The 16,564-nt window shown below is 64.8% G+C and carries 15 protein-coding genes and 1 pseudogene; 11 read left to right on the top strand and 5 right to left on the bottom strand.

The features are described 5' to 3' along the window. Positions 1-306: 306 nt before the first annotated feature. Positions 307-1,803: a YdgA family protein gene (locus AA0Z93_RS02415; RefSeq protein ID WP_413046549.1), complete on the bottom strand. Its 1,497-nt coding sequence runs from the start codon at positions 1,801-1,803 to the stop codon at positions 307-309. 270 nt (positions 1,804-2,073) lie between these two features. On the opposite strand from AA0Z93_RS02415, the gene AA0Z93_RS02420 reads away from it, so the two are divergent. Then, entirely contained in the window at positions 2,074-2,673 is a 600-nt protein-coding gene (locus AA0Z93_RS02420; protein ID WP_413046548.1) for a biliverdin-producing heme oxygenase, read from the top strand. A 48-nt stretch (positions 2,674-2,721) separates the two neighbouring features. Here the strand turns inward: AA0Z93_RS02420 and AA0Z93_RS02425 are convergent, their stop codons facing one another. After that, entirely contained in the window at positions 2,722-3,570 is an 849-nt protein-coding gene (locus AA0Z93_RS02425; RefSeq protein WP_413046547.1) for a glycine betaine ABC transporter substrate-binding protein, read from the bottom strand. A gap of 271 nt (positions 3,571-3,841) precedes the next feature. Here AA0Z93_RS02425 and AA0Z93_RS02430 point away from each other — a divergent pair, with 271 nt between their 5' ends. Continuing rightward, positions 3,842-5,452 (top strand): beta (1-6) glucans synthase, encoded by a 1,611-nt coding sequence (locus AA0Z93_RS02430; RefSeq protein WP_413048363.1) that lies wholly within the window; start codon positions 3,842-3,844, stop codon positions 5,450-5,452. Here the strand turns inward: AA0Z93_RS02430 and AA0Z93_RS02435 are convergent. Beyond that, entirely contained in the window at positions 5,426-5,788 is a 363-nt protein-coding gene (locus tag AA0Z93_RS02435) for a hypothetical protein (RefSeq protein WP_413046546.1), read from the bottom strand. The genes AA0Z93_RS02430 and AA0Z93_RS02435 overlap by 27 nt on opposite strands. A 237-nt stretch (positions 5,789-6,025) precedes the next feature. Here AA0Z93_RS02435 and AA0Z93_RS02440 point away from each other — a divergent pair, with 237 nt between their 5' ends. Together AA0Z93_RS02440 and AA0Z93_RS02445 are read left to right on the top strand one after the other, a co-directional pair. Continuing rightward, complete coding sequence (locus AA0Z93_RS02440; RefSeq protein WP_296265088.1) at positions 6,026-7,324, top strand: serine/threonine protein kinase; 1,299 nt, start codon at positions 6,026-6,028, stop codon at positions 7,322-7,324. Next, positions 7,317-8,144 carry a VacJ family lipoprotein gene (locus tag AA0Z93_RS02445; RefSeq protein ID WP_413046545.1) on the top strand — a complete coding sequence of 276 codons (828 nt, stop codon included), beginning with the start codon at positions 7,317-7,319 and terminating at the stop codon, positions 8,142-8,144. The genes AA0Z93_RS02440 and AA0Z93_RS02445 overlap by 8 nt, the downstream gene beginning before the upstream one ends. A 102-nt stretch (positions 8,145-8,246) precedes the next feature. On the opposite strand, the gene AA0Z93_RS02450 is transcribed toward AA0Z93_RS02445, so the two are convergent. Beyond that, positions 8,247-9,185 (bottom strand): lipid A biosynthesis lauroyl acyltransferase, encoded by a 939-nt coding sequence (locus AA0Z93_RS02450; protein WP_413046544.1) that lies wholly within the window; start codon positions 9,183-9,185, stop codon positions 8,247-8,249. Positions 9,186-9,296: 111 nt separating this feature from the next. Here AA0Z93_RS02450 and minC point away from each other — a divergent pair, with 111 nt between their 5' ends. The 5 genes from minC (at position 9,297) to AA0Z93_RS02475 (ending at position 14,243) form a co-directional block, all read left to right on the top strand. After that, the gene (gene minC, locus AA0Z93_RS02455) at positions 9,297-10,052 is read left to right on the top strand and encodes a septum site-determining protein MinC (protein ID WP_413046543.1); all 756 of its coding nucleotides are present in this window, start codon (positions 9,297-9,299) and stop codon (positions 10,050-10,052) included. Between the two features lie 109 nt (positions 10,053-10,161). Beyond that, positions 10,162-10,974 (top strand): septum site-determining protein MinD, encoded by an 813-nt coding sequence (minD, locus tag AA0Z93_RS02460; RefSeq protein ID WP_413046542.1) that lies wholly within the window; start codon positions 10,162-10,164, stop codon positions 10,972-10,974. Positions 10,975-10,977: 3 nt separating this feature from the next. Next, positions 10,978-11,232, top strand: coding sequence for a cell division topological specificity factor MinE (gene minE, locus AA0Z93_RS02465; protein ID WP_296265080.1), 255 nt, complete (start codon positions 10,978-10,980; stop codon positions 11,230-11,232). Positions 11,233-11,426: 194 nt separating this feature from the next. Then, positions 11,427-12,062: an RluA family pseudouridine synthase gene (locus AA0Z93_RS02470; protein WP_413046541.1), complete on the top strand. Its 636-nt coding sequence runs from the start codon at positions 11,427-11,429 to the stop codon at positions 12,060-12,062. An 18-nt stretch (positions 12,063-12,080) separates the two neighbouring features. Next, positions 12,081-14,243 carry a mechanosensitive ion channel family protein gene (locus tag AA0Z93_RS02475; RefSeq protein ID WP_413046540.1) on the top strand — a complete coding sequence of 721 codons (2,163 nt, stop codon included), beginning with the start codon at positions 12,081-12,083 and terminating at the stop codon, positions 14,241-14,243. On the opposite strand, the gene AA0Z93_RS02480 is transcribed toward AA0Z93_RS02475, so the two are convergent. Then, positions 14,233-14,949: a UTRA domain-containing protein gene (locus AA0Z93_RS02480; protein ID WP_413046539.1), complete on the bottom strand. Its 717-nt coding sequence runs from the start codon at positions 14,947-14,949 to the stop codon at positions 14,233-14,235. The two genes, AA0Z93_RS02475 and AA0Z93_RS02480, sit on opposite strands and share 11 nt — an antisense overlap. A gap of 310 nt (positions 14,950-15,259) precedes the next feature. On the opposite strand from AA0Z93_RS02480, the gene AA0Z93_RS02485 reads away from it, so the two are divergent. Together AA0Z93_RS02485 and AA0Z93_RS02490 are read left to right on the top strand one after the other, a co-directional pair. After that, entirely contained in the window at positions 15,260-16,324 is a 1,065-nt protein-coding gene (locus AA0Z93_RS02485; RefSeq protein ID WP_413046538.1) for an ABC transporter substrate-binding protein, read from the top strand. Between the two features lie 63 nt (positions 16,325-16,387). Then, positions 16,388-16,486: pseudogene (locus AA0Z93_RS02490) on the top strand (alkaline phosphatase family protein); the annotation flags it as partial. Between the last annotated feature and the right edge of the window lie 78 nt (positions 16,487-16,564).

Below are 16,564 nucleotides of genomic sequence, written 5' to 3' on the forward strand. Positions count from 1 at the left end.
GACGGCTGCTGAGGCGCGCCGTCACGGCCCATTTGCGGGCCCGGATTGTTATGGACGCCGAAGGCTACAGAGAATCGGATCAATGCAAAAGCGATATTTCTGCTGACGCGAAAGGGGGGTTGTTGCGTGCGTTGCAGCCCGTTGGACCCGGCCGGTCCGTGCGGTTGACAGAGGCCCGATCGGGCCTCTGCGCAACCCACCGAGCGGTGGGTCGAGCAACGCTGCGGGGCCGTTCCGATGCCATGGGCATCGCGCCATCGCACGGCTGCCCGGCCCTATCCGCGCACCGGGCAGGGCCGAAGGCCGTCAGCGTTGCGGCACCATCGACGCCAGCATCATGAGGAACTGTTCGACCGGCATCTTCTTGCCGTTGAAGTCCACCGTGCCGTCGGCGTAATGCAGCGACGACACCACGTCTTCGCCCTGCACCGTGGCCAGGCCGCTTTGCAGCGCCATGACGCCGAGCATCTCGCCGGCCTGGCTCGATTGCTGGGCGATGGCCTGGGCGTCAGTCTGCCCGTCGAGCAATGCCTGCAAGGTGGCGAGGTCACCGACCATGGGCTTGGACAAGGTCAACTTGCCGTCCACCAAGGCGACCAGTTGCTTGCCCAGTTGGTCGGGCGGCAGGTCGAAGGAGGTCGGATTGGTGAAGTCCATGGCCAACTTGAACTGGCTGGTGCCACGGGCCGTCTTGAACGACAGGTCTTCGATCTCGGCCCGGGGCTTGGCGGCCAGCAGCTTCTGCAGGTTGGCCTGGACCTGGGCACGCTCGGCGTCGGTCATCTCGAACGACGGCACTGGCTGCCCTTCGGCAGCGGCCTGCTGCACCTGCGGCAGCTTGGTCTGGTACCACTCGGTCAGCGCGCGCATGGCCGGGATGTCGACGGAGCGGAAGTTGAACACCATCTGCCCGCTGCCGACGGCGCGGTCGGCGTAGGTGATGTCCGAAACCTTGTACTCCAGACGCCCGCCCAGGCGGTCCTTGCCTTCCAGGCTGTAGAGGTTGTTCTGCTCCAGCCCTTTGAGCAGCAGCACGTCCTGCTTCGGCCCCAGGGTGGCCTGCAACTGCGACAGGAACAGGTCGAGCTTGCCGACGTAGACCATCTCGTGGTCGGTCTTGGTCAGGTCGCCGCCGATCTTGAAGCCGTCGAACACCAGGGTCGCCGGCGGGCGGTCGCCCACGATCTTGACCTGCAGACGGTCGGCGGTGCCGTGGATCTTCACAGCATTACCATCGCGGTCGCCTTCGACCTGCAGGCGCATGCCGGAGAAATCGACACTGCCGCCGTCGTCCTGGGCGACTTTCATCGGCGCCGCGTGCAGCAGGCTGTCGATGCCACCGCCGTAGCCCAGGCTGACCTGTCCGGTCAGCGGCGACTGGCCGCCGGCGGCGTCGAACAGGGCGGCGGTCTGTTCGTCCTTGACCAGGGCGCTGTTGCTGACCGCCATGACCGGCAGCAGTTTGAACGACTTGACCCGCGACCAGGGGAATGGCCCATGCTCGATGTGGTCGTCGATCGCCACGTCGAAATTGATCGGCTCGCTCTGCCCGCCCAGCCACAGGTTCTTGGCACTGATGCGGTAGCGCGCGTCACTGCTGAAGAAGTGGCGATCGAGCGAGACCAGCTCGGCGGTCAAAGTGCCGCCGGTACCGGCCGCAGCGTTCTTGAACTCGGTGTTGGTGCGCGCGATCGAGCGCTCCAGCTCGGCGGGGAGCTGTTTGCCGGTGTACCAGGCGCCGGCGACGGTGACGGCGGCGATGGCGACGGCCAGACCGCAGAGAATGCCTACTGATTTCTTCATGAATAGAACCGGTTGCTGTCCATAGGGGCGACGCGCATGGCCGCGTGGGGTGGAAGAATATCACCGTCGTGCCCGGCTTGGGGCAATCGCCCCGCCGCTGTCTGAACCCGGTGACGTTCACAGCCCAGACCGCATAGCCCGGTCAAGATTCCCGCAGCGCCCAGTGACCGCCGTGCAACGATGGCCGTCAGAACACAGCCCGAGCGGATCGAAACGCGCCATGGACAGTCAACTGCCTGCGCTACCGCCCGCACTCGCTCTCGCCTACGGATGCCTTCGATGCCCTCTTCGCCTGCCCCCCAAGGCCGTTGCCAGCGCCTGAAACTGGCCAGCAGCCGTGACCACGACACCGTCGATGCCTTGGTGATGGCGGCGCGGCCGTTCGCCGACCGCGAACGCTATGCGCGCTTCCTGCGTCTGCAATATGGCTTTCACGGCAGTCTAGTGGGGTTGTACCAGGACACGACCCTCAACCGCTGGCTGCCGGGGCTGGCGCAGTTGTCGCGCTTCAACGCCGTACAGGCAGACATGAACGATCTGGGCCTGAGCCTGCCGTCCGTGCCGGCGCAGGTTGTCGTGGAGGCGCCCGAGGCGCTGGGCTGGCTGTATTGCAGCGAAGGCTCGAACCTGGGCGCGGCGTTCCTGTTCAAGCAGACCCAACAGTTGGGGCTCGACGCGGCGTTTGGTGCTCGCCATCTCGCGCCGCACCCGCAAGGCCGCGCCTTGCACTGGCGTGCGTTCGTCGAACAGGTCGATGGGCAGGTGTTGTCAGAGGCAGGGGACGCGCAGGCAGTGAAGGGGGCGATCGCCGCATTCGACAGTTACCGGGCGCATTTGCGCGCGGTCTTCGGTGACGCGCTCGACGCCTGAAGAGGCTGGCCACTGCGCCGACCAGCCCCTTGCTCTACACGGTGAGGATCACTTGCCGGTCCATTCCTTCACGCGCTCAGGGTGTTTGGCGACCCAGTCCTTGGCGGCGGCTTCGGGCTTGGCGCCCTCTTGGATGGCCAGCATGACTTCGCCGATCTCGTCCTTGGACTGCCAAGAGAAGTTCTTGAGGAATTCGGCCACTTCCGGCGCCTTGCTCGCCAGTTGCTTGCTGCCGATGCTGTTGACGGTTTCGGCTTCGCCGAACACGCCTTTGGGGTCTTCGAGGAACTTGAGTTTCCACTTGGCGAACATCCAGTGCGGCACCCAACCGGTGACGGCGATGGAATCCTTCTTGGCGTAGGCGCGGCCCAGCTCGGAAGTCATGGCGGCGCCGGAGCTGGCCTGGAGCTTGTAACCGGTCAGGTCGTAGTCCTTGATCGCCTGTTCGGCCTTGATCATCACACCGGCACCGGCGTCGATGCCGACGATCTTCTGCTTGAAGCTCTCGTCGGTCTTGAGGTCGGCGATGCTGTTGGCCTTGACGTAGTCGGGGACGATCAGGCCGATCTTGGCGTCCTTGAAGTTGGCGCCGTAGTCGACCACTTTGTCCTTGTTCTTGGCCCAGTAATCGCCGTGGGTCACCGGCAGCCAGGCCGACAGCATCGCGTCGAGCTTGCCGGTGGCCACGCCCTGCCACATGATCCCCGTGGCGACTGCCTGGAGTTTGACGTCATAGCCCAGCTTCTGCTTGATCACTTCGGCGGCCACGTTGGTGGTGGCGACGCTGTCGGCCCACCCGTCCACGTAACCGATGCTCACTTCCTTGGCCATCGCGTGCGTAGCACCCATGGCCAGTACCAGGGCCGAACCCACACCCAGCAAACGTCGCATCTTCATCAAAGCATCCCCGCGTCAGGTCTTGTTTGAGGGTTCATCATCAACCGCTGTGGCGGGTCGACCTGCTCCAGCTGCGACCCTCAACACGTCCTCAGCGACAGCACTTGGCCATTAGCGCCATTCGCTTACGCGGCCCTGCGCGATCCTTGCATGGCAAAGGCTCGACGACGGGCTACTATCACTTGGCCAAAGGTCAAGCCTGCGTCGGTAAGCACCTCGTGTGCAGCGCCCACCTGCCTTCGCCGTCATGCCACCCGCCCCGCTTTCGACGATGGACCGCCCGATGCCCAGCCCTGCCCGTTTGCCCATGCCGCTCTATGCGCTCGTCTGCATGCTCGTCCTGCTGGGCCTGGGCGCCGCGTGGCACGGCCTGGGCCAGCCGGCGGTGCTGGCCGATGCGGCAGGGCCGACGCACAAGCTGCAATGCGCTTCCTACACGCCGTTCGACAAGGACCAATCGCCGTTCGACCAGCCGTTCCAGTTGCGCCCCGCGCGCATGGACGCCGACCTGGCGCTGCTGGCTGAGCGATTCGAGTGCATCCGCACCTATTCCATGACCGGTTTGCAGGCAATTCCCGCATTGGCGCGCAAACACGGCCTGAAGGTGATGCTCGGCGCCTGGGTCAATGCCAACCCGGTCGACACCGCCCGCGAGGTGCGGCTGTTGATCGAAGCGGCCAACGCCAACCCCTATGTGGTCACGGCGGTGATCGTCGGCAACGAGGCGCTGCTGCGCAAGGAGATCACCGGCAGCGCCCTGGCCGATCTGATCGGCCAGGTCAAACGCGAGGTGTCGGTGCCGGTGACCTATGCCGATGTCTGGGAGTTCTGGTTGCAGCATCCGCAGATCGCCCCGGCGGTGGATTTTCTCACCCTCCACCTGCTGCCTTATTGGGAAGACCAGCCACGCGACATCGACGACGCGCTGCGGCACGTCGCCCGCATCCACCAGCGCTTCGTCGAGCAGTTCGCGCCCAAGCCCATCCTGATCGGCGAGACCGGCTGGCCCAGCGAAGGGCGCCAGCGCGAGACCGCCCTGCCCAGCCGGGTCAATGAAGCGCGATTCGTGCGTGGCTTTGTCGCGCAGGCCGAGGCCGGCGGCTGGCGCTACAACCTCATCGAAGCCTTCGACCAACCGTGGAAACGCGCGAGCGAGGGCGCGGTGGGCGGGTACTGGGGCTTGTACGACGCCGACCGCCAGGACAAGGGCGTGCTCGAAGGGCCGGTGAGCAACCTGGCCTTGTGGCCGCAATGGTGGCTGGCCAGCGGCGTACTGATGCTGGCGACCTTGCTGATCGCCGGACGTCCGCGCGACTGGAGGGCAGCGCTGGGCCTGCCGCTGCTGGCGGCGTTCGGCGCAGGCAGCCTGGGCCTGTGGGGCGAACTCACACGCACCCACGCGCGGTTTGCCGGTGAGTGGGTGTGGGCCGTGTCGCTGGCGCTGCTCAGCGCGGTGCTGACGGTGCACGCTGCGCTGGCCTTGAGTCAGCGCCATGGCTGGCGTGCGACGCTGTTCGCACGGTTGCAGGGCATGGGCCGCTGGCTGGTGCTGGCGGCAGGTTTCGCTGCGGCGGTGAGCATGCTGGAGATGGTGTTCGAGCCGCGCTACCGCAGTTTCCCGACGGCCGCGTTGGCACTGCCGGCGCTGGTCCTGCTGCTGCGCCCGCTGGCCGCGTCGCCACGCGAATGCGCTTTGCTGGCAGCCATCGTCGGCCTGGGCATACTGCCGCAGTTGTACCAGGAGGGCCTGCACAGCGCCCAGGCCTGGGGCTGGGCCGGGGTGAGCCTGGCGATGGCCGTGGCACTGCTGCGCTGTCGGCGTCGCGGCCTGCAACACAGTGCCAGGCTGCCGGTTTCAGGCGCGCCCGCGCACCAGGCGTAGGCCGCCCAGGACCACGGCGAACACCGCCAGGCTGGCGCTGTACAGCACCAGCGCCGGCACGCCGAAGAGCAACGCCAGCAGCGCCGACACGCGCCCGCTGCGACCGCCCAGCACCTGCGCCAGCAGCGCGAAGGCCAGCGCTGCACCGGCGATCGCCTTGAAATGGATCAGCAAGCCCAGCCCGGCCCGCACCTGGCACTGCCAAGGCCCGGCACCGCCGGTGCAGGCGCCGACCCAGCGCGCGTCCTCCATCAGCGCGTAGCGCACACCGTAGCTGGCCGCCAACAGCGCGCCCAAGGCCAACACGACGCTTACCAGCAAGGTGCCACGTGACATGCAGCGCTCCAGAGAATCACCAGGGAAACGAGGCCGGTTTACATAATCGCTACAAATACGGCCAGCGGCAGGCGGCCCATATTGCCCTAAAATAGCCACCGCCGCGTCAATGGTCGGCGCAACGGCCTTCACGGCAATAAGCGGCGCAATAAACAGTAGCGCCCCTCGGCAACTTTGCTCATGGCACGACTGTCCTACTGCACGTACCGTCTTGCTGCTCTTCCTGGGGAACCCCTGATGCTTCGATCATTGCGCCTCGCCGCCTTGCTGTGCGGCTCGCTCCTGGCTGCGGCCGCCTCGGCGCGGGACATAGACGCGGCCAGCTATGGCTATCCGCTGACCAACCCTTTCGAGGCGACCATCGCCACCACGCCGCCTGAAGACCGTCCAACGCTGCCCAGCGACGAGGACATCGATCAGAAGGACTACAGCCTCAACCTGCGCCCCGAGCGCGCCTTCACCCTGCCCGACAACTTCTGGTCGGTGAAAAAACTCAAGTACCGTATCGCCCGCCAGGACCACGCGGCGCCGCTGATCTTCATCATCGCCGGCACGGGTGCACCCTATTACTCGAGCATCAACGAATACCTGAAAAAGCTTTACTACCAGGCCGGCTACCACGTGGTGCAGCTGTCTTCGCCCACCAGCTGGGACTTCATGAGCGCCGCCTCGCGCTTCGCCACCCCCGGCGTCAGCCAGGAAGACGCCGAAGACCTGTACCGTGTGATGCAGGCGGTGCGTGCCCAGCATCCACGCCTGCCGGTGACCAGCTTCAACCTCACCGGCTACAGCCTCGGTGCCCTGGACGCGGCCTTCGTCAGCCGTCTGGACGAAACCCGGCGCAGCTTCAATTTCAAGAAAGTGCTGCTGCTCAACCCGCCGGTCAACTTGCTCACCTCGGTCAACAACCTCGACAAGCTGGTGCAGACCCGCGTCAAAGGCATCGACCGCAGCACCACCTTCTACGAACTGATGCTGGAAAAGCTCACCCGCTACTTCCAGGAGAAAGGCTTCGTCGACCTCAACGAGGCGCTGCTCTACGACTTCCAGAACTCGCGCCAGCACCTGTCCAACGAACAGATGGCCATGCTGATCGGCACCTCGTTCCGCTTCTCGGCGGCCGACATCGCCTTCACCTCCGACCTGATCAACCGCCGCGGCCTGATCATTCCGCCCAAGTACCCGATCACCGAAGGCACCAGCCTGACGCCGTTCTTCAAACGCGCGTTGCAATGCGACTTCGAGTGCTACCTCAACGAGCAGGTGATTCCCATGTGGCGCGCCCGCAGCGATGGCAACAGCCTGCCGCAGCTGGTCGACCAGGTGAGCCTGTACGCACTGGCCGACTACCTGCACAACACGCCGAAAGTGGCGGTGATGCACAATGCCGACGACGTCATCCTCGGCCCAGGCGACATCGGCTTCCTGCGCAAGGTCTTCGGCGACCGCCTGACCCTCTATCCGCACGGCGGCCATTGCGGCAACCTCAACTACCGCGTCAACAGCGACGCCATGCTGGAGTTCTTCCGTGGTTAATCGACTGCTGATCGTCACTGCCCTGCTGCTCGCCAGCTCCGTCCAGGCCGCCGAAGTCGCGCCACGCACCAGCGTGGTCGAGGCCGATGTGCTCGATACGCCGCAGCACGTGCTCACGCCCGGCCCGGACGGTTTTCTCAACCCGCTGAGCGAGCTCAAGTTCAACCCCGGCCTGAACCAGCGCGAGTTCGAGCGCTCGACCCTGACGGCGCTGAACATCTACGACCCGCTGGAATCGATCAACCGGCGCATCTACCACTTCAACTACCGTTTCGACCAGTGGGTGCTGTTGCCGGCCGTGGATGGCTACCGCTACGTGACGCCGCACTTCGTGCGCACCGGCGTGACCAATTTCTTCAACAACCTGGGCGATGTGTCGAACCTGTTCAACAGCGTACTGCAGCTCAAGGGCGAGCGCGCCGGGCAGATCACCGCGCGATTGATGTTCAACACCATCATCGGTGTGGGCGGCCTGTGGGACCCGGCGACCAAGATGGGCCTGCCGCGCCAGAGCGAAGACTTCGGCCAGACCTTGGGCTTCTATGGCGTGCACGATGGGCCTTACATCATGTTGCCGATCTTCGGCCCGTCCAACCTGCGCGACACCACGGGGCTGGTGGTCGACTACGCCGGCGAGCAGTCGATCAACTACATGAACGTGCCCGAGGAATCCAGCCGCCATCCGGAGATCTTCGCGCTGCGCGCGGTGGACAGGCGCTACAACACCAACTTCCGCTACGGCCAGCTCAATTCGCCGTTCGAATACGAGAAGGTGCGCTACGTGTACACCCAATCGCGCAAACTGCAGATCGCCGAATAACCCGCCCCAAAGCAGACCGGGGAGCGCGATGCGCTCCCCGGTATCTGGCCAGCAGGCCACCTCTCTTCTGCCGATGCGGGTCCTGCATCGCGCCCTGGACGCTCAGCGTTTCTTGCGTTTCTCGTACAACGGCGCCGCCCCTTGTGGTCGCGACTTGAAGCGCCGGTGCGCCCACAGGTATTGCTCCGGGCATTCGCGCAGCACGCCTTCCACCCACTGGTTGATGCGCAGGCAATCGGCCTCTTCGCTTTCTCCCGGGAAATCCGCCAGCGGCGGGTGCACCACCAATCGATAGCCACTGCCATCGGCCAGACGCCGCTGGGTGAAGGGAATCACCCGCGCCTTGCCCAGACGTGCGAATTTGGTGGTGGCGGTGACCGTGGCGGCAGGAATCCCGAACAACGGCACGAACAGACTCTGCTTGGTGCCGTAGTCCTGGTCGGGGGCATACCAGATGGCACGCCCGGCACGCAGCAGCTTGAGCATGCCGCGTACGTCTTCGCGCTCCACTGCCAGCGAATCGAGGTTATGCCGCTCGCGGCCGCTGCGCTGGATGAAATCGAACACCGGGTTGCCATGCTCGCGGTACATGCCGTCGATGGTGTGCTCCTGGCCCAGCAAGGCGGCGCCGATTTCCAGGGTGGTGAAATGTACGGCCATGAGGATCGCGCCCTGGCCGTCGCGCTGCGCCGCCTGCAGATGTTCCAGACCCTCGATGTGCGCAAGTCTGGCCAGGCGCGCCTTGGGCCACCACCAGCTCATGGCCATTTCGAAGAAGGCGATGCCGGTGGAGGCGAAATTTTCCTTGAGCAGGCGCTGCCGCTCGTCGTTCGAATACTGTGGAAAGCACAGCTCCAGGTTGCGCGCGGCGATGCGCCGACGCTCGCCGGCCACGCGGTACATGACCGCGCCCAGCGCCCGGCCGATAGCCAGTAGCGCCCCATAGGGCAACTGCACGACCAGCCACAGCACGCCAAGACCCAGCCACAAAGCCCAGAACCTGGGATGAAGAAATGCGGTACGAAAACGCGGACGATCCATTACAGCTTCCGGCAAGACGAAGGCCGGGCATTCTACAACCTTTGCCACCGGTTGCGGCCCATCGCGGTTTCTCGCTATAAGTCAGGGCACTTTTTCCGTAACAAGCCGTCTATGCAGACCATGAGCCTGAACCAGACCCCCGACACCTCCGCCGCCTTCCAGCTAAAGGGCAGCATGCTGGCCATCACCGTGCTGGAACTGGCGCGCAACGACCTGGATGCACTCGACCGGCAATTGGCGGCGAAAGTGGCCTTGGCGCCGAACTTCTTCAGCAACACGCCACTGGTGTTGGCGCTGGACAAGTTGCCCGCCAACGCCGGCCCGCTCGACCTGCCGGCCCTGATGCGCATCTGCCGCCACCACGGCCTGCGCACCCTGGCCCTGCGCGCCAACCGCATCGAAGACATCGCTGCGGCCATCGCCATCGACCTGCCGGTGCTGCCGCCTTCGGGCGCCCGCGAACGGCCGATCGAGCCGGAACCGGAAGTGAAGAAACCCGAACCGCCACCCGTGGTCGTGACGCTGGAACCTGAAATACGCGCCACGCGCATCATCACCGCGCCCGTACGGGGCGGTCAGCAGATCTATGCCCAGGGCGGCGACCTGGTGGTCACCACCTCGGTCAGTCCGGGTGCGGAACTTCTCGCCGATGGCAACATCCATGTGTACGGCGCCATGCGCGGCCGGGCGTTGGCCGGCATCAAAGGCAATACCCGCGCCCGTATCTTCTGCCAGCAGATGACCGCCGAGATGGTTTCCATCGCCGGTCAATACCGCGTTTCCGAAGACTTGCGCCGCGATCCTCTGTGGGGTTCGGGCGTGCAAGTCAGCCTCAGTGGAGATGTGTTGAACATCACCCGTCTTTGATCGATACTTGCCCGCATTTTAACGAACACCCTATATAGCAACTTATTCATCGTTGCCATTTTCTGTATTTGCCGGGACCCCTGTCCCCTTCATTTAGAGGTGAGATACCTTGTCCAAAATTATCGTGGTGACTTCCGGCAAAGGGGGTGTGGGGAAGACCACCACCAGCGCCGCCATCGGTACCGGCCTCGCGATGCGTGGACACAAGACCGTCATCGTCGACTTCGACGTCGGCCTGCGCAACCTCGACCTGATCATGGGCTGCGAGCGCCGCGTGGTGTATGACTTCGTCAATGTGGTCAACAATGAGGCCAACCTGCAGCAGGCACTGATCAAGGACAAACGCCTTGAAAACCTGTTCATCCTCGCCGCGAGTCAGACCCGCGACAAGGATGCCCTGACCCAGGAAGGCGTCGAGCGTGTGCTCAACGAGTTGAAAGAAACCTTCGACTACGTGATCTGCGACTCACCCGCCGGCATCGAAAAGGGTGCGCATCTGGCGATGTACTTCGCTGACGAAGCTATCGTGGTGACCAACCCTGAAGTCTCTTCGGTGCGCGACTCCGACCGCATGTTAGGACTGCTTTCGAGCAAATCGCGGCGCTCGGAAAACGGCGAAGAGCCGATCAAGGAACACTTGCTGATCACCCGCTACCATCCGGAGCGCGTGGAGAAGGGCGAGATGCTCAGCGTGGCCGACGTCGAGGAAATCCTCTCGATAAAACTCAAAGGTGTAATTCCTGAGTCCCAGGCCGTGCTCAAGGCTTCCAACAGCGGCAGTCCGGTCATCCTCGACGACCAGAGCGATGCCGGCCAGGCTTACAGCGATACTGTCGACCGTCTCCTTGGCAAAGAAAAGCCTTTGAGGTTCATCGAAGCGCCGAAGCAGGGATTCTTCGCGCGTCTGTTCGGAGGCAAATAAACCATGAACCTTTTTGACTTCTTTCGTGGCAGGCAGAAAACCACCAGCGCGTCGGTAGCGAAAGAGCGTCTACAGATCATCGTGGCGCACGAGCGCGGTCAGCGCAGTACCCCGGACTACCTGCCAGCCTTGCAACAAGAGCTGGTCGAGGTGATCCGCAAATACGTCAACATCGGCAGCGACGATGTGCAGGTGGCTCTGGAGAACCAGGGCAACTGTTCGATTCTCGAACTCAACATCACCCTGCCCGAACGCTGATCGCACCTCGAGGGGAGCGGCCCGGCGTCGCCCCGGCAGTAGCCATGGCCCCATACGGGTCGTCCCATACGGGTCGTCCCATACGGGCCGTCCCATAACGGGTATAGTGGCGAGCTGACCGGGGAGACGCCGCGCCGCTCCCCTTCCGTTTCCGCCCTCTGCCAACGCCCGTTGGCCTCTGCCGAGAGCCCGCAATGCCGCTGTCGAACGTCCAGATCCTCCACGAAGACGCCGCCGTCCTGGTGATCAACAAACCCACCCTGCTGCTGTCGGTGCCCGGTCGCGCCGACGACAACAAGGATTGCCTGATCACCCGCCTGCAGGAAAACGGCTACCCCGACGCATTGATCGTGCATCGGCTGGACTGGGAAACCTCCGGCATCATCCTGCTGGCCCGCGATGCCGACAGCCACCGCGAACTGTCGCGGCAGTTCCACGACCGTGAAACGGAGAAGGCCTACACCGCGCTGTGCTGGGGCCAGCCGACGCTGGACAGCGGCAGCATCGACCTGCCGCTGCGCTACGACCCACCGACCAAACCGCGCCACGTCGTGGACCACGAGCAAGGCAAGCACGCCCTCACCTTCTGGCGCGTGCTGGAGCGCCATGCCGATCATTGCCGCGTCGAGCTGACGCCCATCACCGGCCGTTCGCACCAGCTGCGCGTGCACATGTTGTCGATCGGCCATCCGTTGCTGGGCGACCGGCTGTACGCCAACCCCGAAGCACTGGCCGCCCATGAGCGCCTGTGCCTGCACGCCAGCCTGCTGCGCTTCACCCACCCGCGAAGCGGCGAGCGCTTGAGCTTCGAGTGCCCTGCCCCGTTCTGACCCCAGGTAGGATTTTCCGTGCCAGTTTTCCTGCGTTGCCTGACCTTGCTGCTGATGCTGTTCGTCGTCCCGGCCCAGGCGGCCGGATTGCCCGGTCTGTTGGGCAGCGGCAACAGCGGCTCGCAGCAGCCCGAAGCCAGCGAGCCGCTGGGCAAGTCGCTCGACGAGGTGATCAAGAACCTCGAGAACGACCAGCAGCGCGCCAAGCTGCTGACCGACCTGAAGAAACTGCGCGACGCCACACGCCACTCGCAGCCCACCGTCGAACAAGGGGTGCTGGGCCTGATCACCGGTGCCCTGCACGATTTCGAAGCGCAGTTCAGCGGCGAGGCCAGCCCGTTCCTGCGCTGGTCCCTGGAGTTCGAGCAAGCCAAGGCGGAACTGGTCGAGCGCGTGGTGCCGATGCAGCAATGGCCGGCCATCCTGTTCGGTTTCGCGGCCGTGATCGCCCTGTGGAGCCTGTTGGCCTACGCCTTCAACTGGGTCAGCCACCGGGTACGGCTGCGTTTCGGCCTGAGCGAAGAGTTGCCGCAACACCCGCGCACCTGGGATCTGGTGCGCTTTGCCCTGCGCAAGCTCGGCCCCTGGTTGGTGGCGCTGATCTTCACGGTCTACCTGAGCCTGGTGCTGCCCTCTTCGATAGGTAAATCGCTGGCCATGGTGCTGGCCTACGCCCTGGTGGTCGGCACCTGTTTCTCGGCCATCTGTGTGATTGCCTTTTCCCTGCTCGACGGCCCGCACCGCCACCGCGCGTTGCACATCCTGCGCCACCGCGCCTTCAACCCCTTGTGGTTGATCGGCAGCTTCGCCGCCTTCGGCGAGGCGATGAGCGATCCACGTCTGACCACCGCCCTGGGCACGCACCTGGCGCACACCGTCGCCACGCTCGCCAACGTCCTGGCGGCGCTGTGCACGGGGCTGTTCATCCTGCGCTTCCGCCGGCCCATCGCCCACCTGATCCGCAACCAGCCGCTGTCGCGTCGCCTGACCCGCCGTACGCTGAGCGACACCATCGAAATCCTCGGCAGCTTCTGGTACTTGCCGGCACTGGTGCTGGTGGGCGTTTCGCTGTTCGCCACCTTCGTCTCGGCAGGCGACACCAGCACGGCCCTGCGCCAGTCGCTGGTGTGCACCGTGCTGCTGGTGGTGTGCATGGTGCTCAACGGGCTGGTGCGCCGGCACGCCGCCAAGTCGGCGCTCAAGCAGCGACGCCACGCGGTGTATGCCGAACGCCTGATGAGCTTCGGCTACGCCCTGGCGCACCTGTTCATCTGGCTGGTGTTCATCGAGCTGGGCCTGCGCGTGTGGGGTTTGTCCATGCTGCGCTTCGCCGACGGCGAAGGCCACGACATCAGCATGCGCCTGCTGGGTCTGGTCACCACGCTGATCGTCGCCTGGCTGGTGTGGATTCTGGCCGACACCGCCGTGCACCACGCCCTGATTCGTTCGCGGCGAGGCCTGGCCAACGCCCGCGCGCAGACTATGATGCCGTTGATCCGCAACGTGCTGTTCGTGGCCATCGCCATCATCGCCTTGATCGTGGCCCTGGCCAACATGGGCATGAACGTCACGCCGCTGCTGGCCGGTGCCGGTGTGATCGGTCTGGCCATCGGTTTCGGTGCGCAGTCGCTGGTGGCCGACCTGATCACGGGCCTGTTCATCATCATCGAGGACTCGCTGGCCATCGACGACTACGTCGACGTCGGCGGCCACCTCGGTACCGTCGAAGGGCTGACCATCCGTACCGTGCGCCTGCGCGACATCGACGGCATCGTGCACACCATCCCGTTCAGCGAAATCAAGAGCATCAAGAACTACTCGCGCGAGTTCGGCTACGCCATCTTCCGTATCGCCGTGCCGCACAGCATGAGCATCGACACGGCCCTGACGCTGATCCGCGAAGTGGGGCAGAAGATGCGCAACGACCCGCTGATGCGCCGCAACATCTGGTCGCCGCTGGAGTTCCAGGGCGTGGAAAGCTTCGAGTCGGGCTCGGCCATCTTGCGCGCGCGTTTCAAGACGGCGCCGATCAAGCAGTGGGAAGTGTCGCGGGCGTTCAACCTGGCGCTCAAGCGCGAGCTCGACGAACAGGGCCTGGACCTGGCCACGCCGCGCCTGTCGGTGCAGGTGGTCACGGCCGGCGGCGGGCAGGCGCAGCCCCAGGCGCCGGTCACGGAGTGACGTGGGCGCGCAGGCGGATGGCGTCGTGCCGCCAATACTCCAGGTCGCAATCGATCAGCCGGCCATGCTGATCGCTGTTGCTGCGCACGACCTGTAGACCGGCGCTGCCGCCCGACACGCGCAAGGCACTGGCTGCGGCAGCCGGCAAGGCCGTGGGCAGGATCTCGAAGTCCACGTGGCCATAGTGGATGCCGTATGTGCACGCATACAGCCAGGTCAGCGACTGGCTCAGGTCGAGCGCGAGAATGCCCGGAAAATACTGCGGATTGAGATAGTGCTCGGCATACAGCACCGCGCGCCCGTCGATGCGCCGCAACCTGCAGATACGCACGACGCTCGACAGCGGCGGCAGTTGCAGGCGCGCGCAGATCGCAGCCGAGGCCGGTTGCAGGCAAGCCGACAACAGTTCGGTGGCCGGGCTGCGCCCCTGCCCTTGCACCATGGCGTGGAAGTGGCTGCGCTCGATCAGGTCGTAGGTCAGCCGCGGCGGGGCGACGAACCAACCGCGCCGCTCTTCCCGATAGATCAACCCCTTGGCCTCCAGTTGCACCAGCGCCTCGCGCAGGGTGATGCGGGTGGTGGCGAACACTTCGCTCAAGCGACGCTCGCCCGGCAACTGCTCGCTCGCCGCCAGCAGGCCCTGTTCGATCTGCTCCTGCAGGGCGTGGCAGATGGCTGTTACCGCGCGCGGTTGCGATGGCTGCATCACAAGTTACCTTCCTGGACTAGTCCAGCACCCAGACAGGGCCGCTGGCGAATCCTGTCAGCCTAGGCAGCGGCCATGAACAAGCTGTGACAGGGGTTACCTGCACGCCTCGTTGCCCGGCGTTGCGACGCCACAGCGTAGTCTAAGCTTGAGTTCCAGGGCGACCGCCCGCGCAGTTCGCTGCCCCGCTACATCAAACTGTCACGCAGAGGGCCTACTTTGGCCCGAGAGTTGCTGACCTAGACCAATCTGTTCGCAAGCACGCTTTCCTTCGACATTGAATGCACCGCATCCACCCAAGGAGCTTCGGATGAAACAGTTCTTCATGGCCTCACTGCTGGGCGCGAGCATCGCCCTGTGCACCTCGGCGATGGCCGCGGACACCGACCTGAAAACCCTGGAAGATGCCGCCCGCAAGGAAGGCGCTCTCAACAGCGTGGGCATGCCCGATGCCTGGGCCAACTGGAAAGGCACCTGGGACGACCTGGCGCAGAAGTACGGCCTCAAGCACAGCGACACCGACATGAGCTCGGCCCAGGAGATCGCCAAGTTCGACGCCGAGAAGGACAACGCCAGCGCCGACATCGGCGACGTGGGCGCAGCCTTCGGCCCCATCGCCCTGGCCAAGGGCGTGACCCAGCCCTACAAACCGACCACTTGGGAGCAGATCCCGACCTGGGCCAAGGACCAGGACGGCCACTGGGCGCTGGCCTACACCGGCACCATCGCGTTCATCATCAACAAGGATCTGGTCAAGGAAGACCAGCGCCCCACCACCTGGCACGACCTGGAAAAGGGCACCTACAAGGTCGCCATCGGTGACGTCGGCACCGCAGCCCAGGCCGCCAACGGCGTGCTGGCCGCCGCCATCGCCTACAAGGGCGACGAGAGCAACGTCGAGCCTGGCCTGCAACTGTTCACCAAGCTGGCCCAGCAGAAGCGCCTGTCGCTGGCCAACCCGACCATCCAGACCCTGGAAAAGGGCGAGGTGGAAGTCGGCGTGGTATGGGACTTCAACGGCCTGAGCTACCGCGACCAGATCGACCCCAAGCGTTTCGAAGTGCTGATTCCAGCCGACGGGTCGATCACGTCGGGTTACACCACGATCATCAACAAGTACGCGAAAAACCCCAACGCCGCCAAGCTTGCGCGCGAGTACATCTTCAGCGACGCCGGCCAGACCAACCTGGCACGTGGCCACGCCCGCCCCATCCGCGCCGAGCACTTGAAACTGCCCGAGGACGTGCAGGCCAAACTGCTGCCCAACGAGCAGTACGCGCCTGCGCAACCGATCAAGAACGCCGAAGCCTGGGAGCGCACCTCCAAGGCGCTGCCGCAGAAATGGCAGGAGCAGGTCATCGTCGAAATGGAGTGACACCCGCCTGACCCCGGAGGCGCCTCGCGGGCACCTCCGGCCCGCCCTGGTTCGGAGCCGCGCATGAAACACAACGTCATCCTGGTCCTGCTCGACGGCCTCAACGGCCAGGTCGCCCGGCATGCCACGGGCCATCTGCACGGCTACGTCGAAGCCGGCCGCGTCCACCACCCCTTGGCGTATGCGCGCTCATCGCCATGCGACCTCGCCCGCAACAGGCTCGGCGCGACGCATGACTCG

This window comes from Pseudomonas phoenicis (assembly GCF_047302395.1).
Taxonomy (GTDB): Bacteria; Pseudomonadota; Gammaproteobacteria; order Pseudomonadales; family Pseudomonadaceae; genus Aquipseudomonas.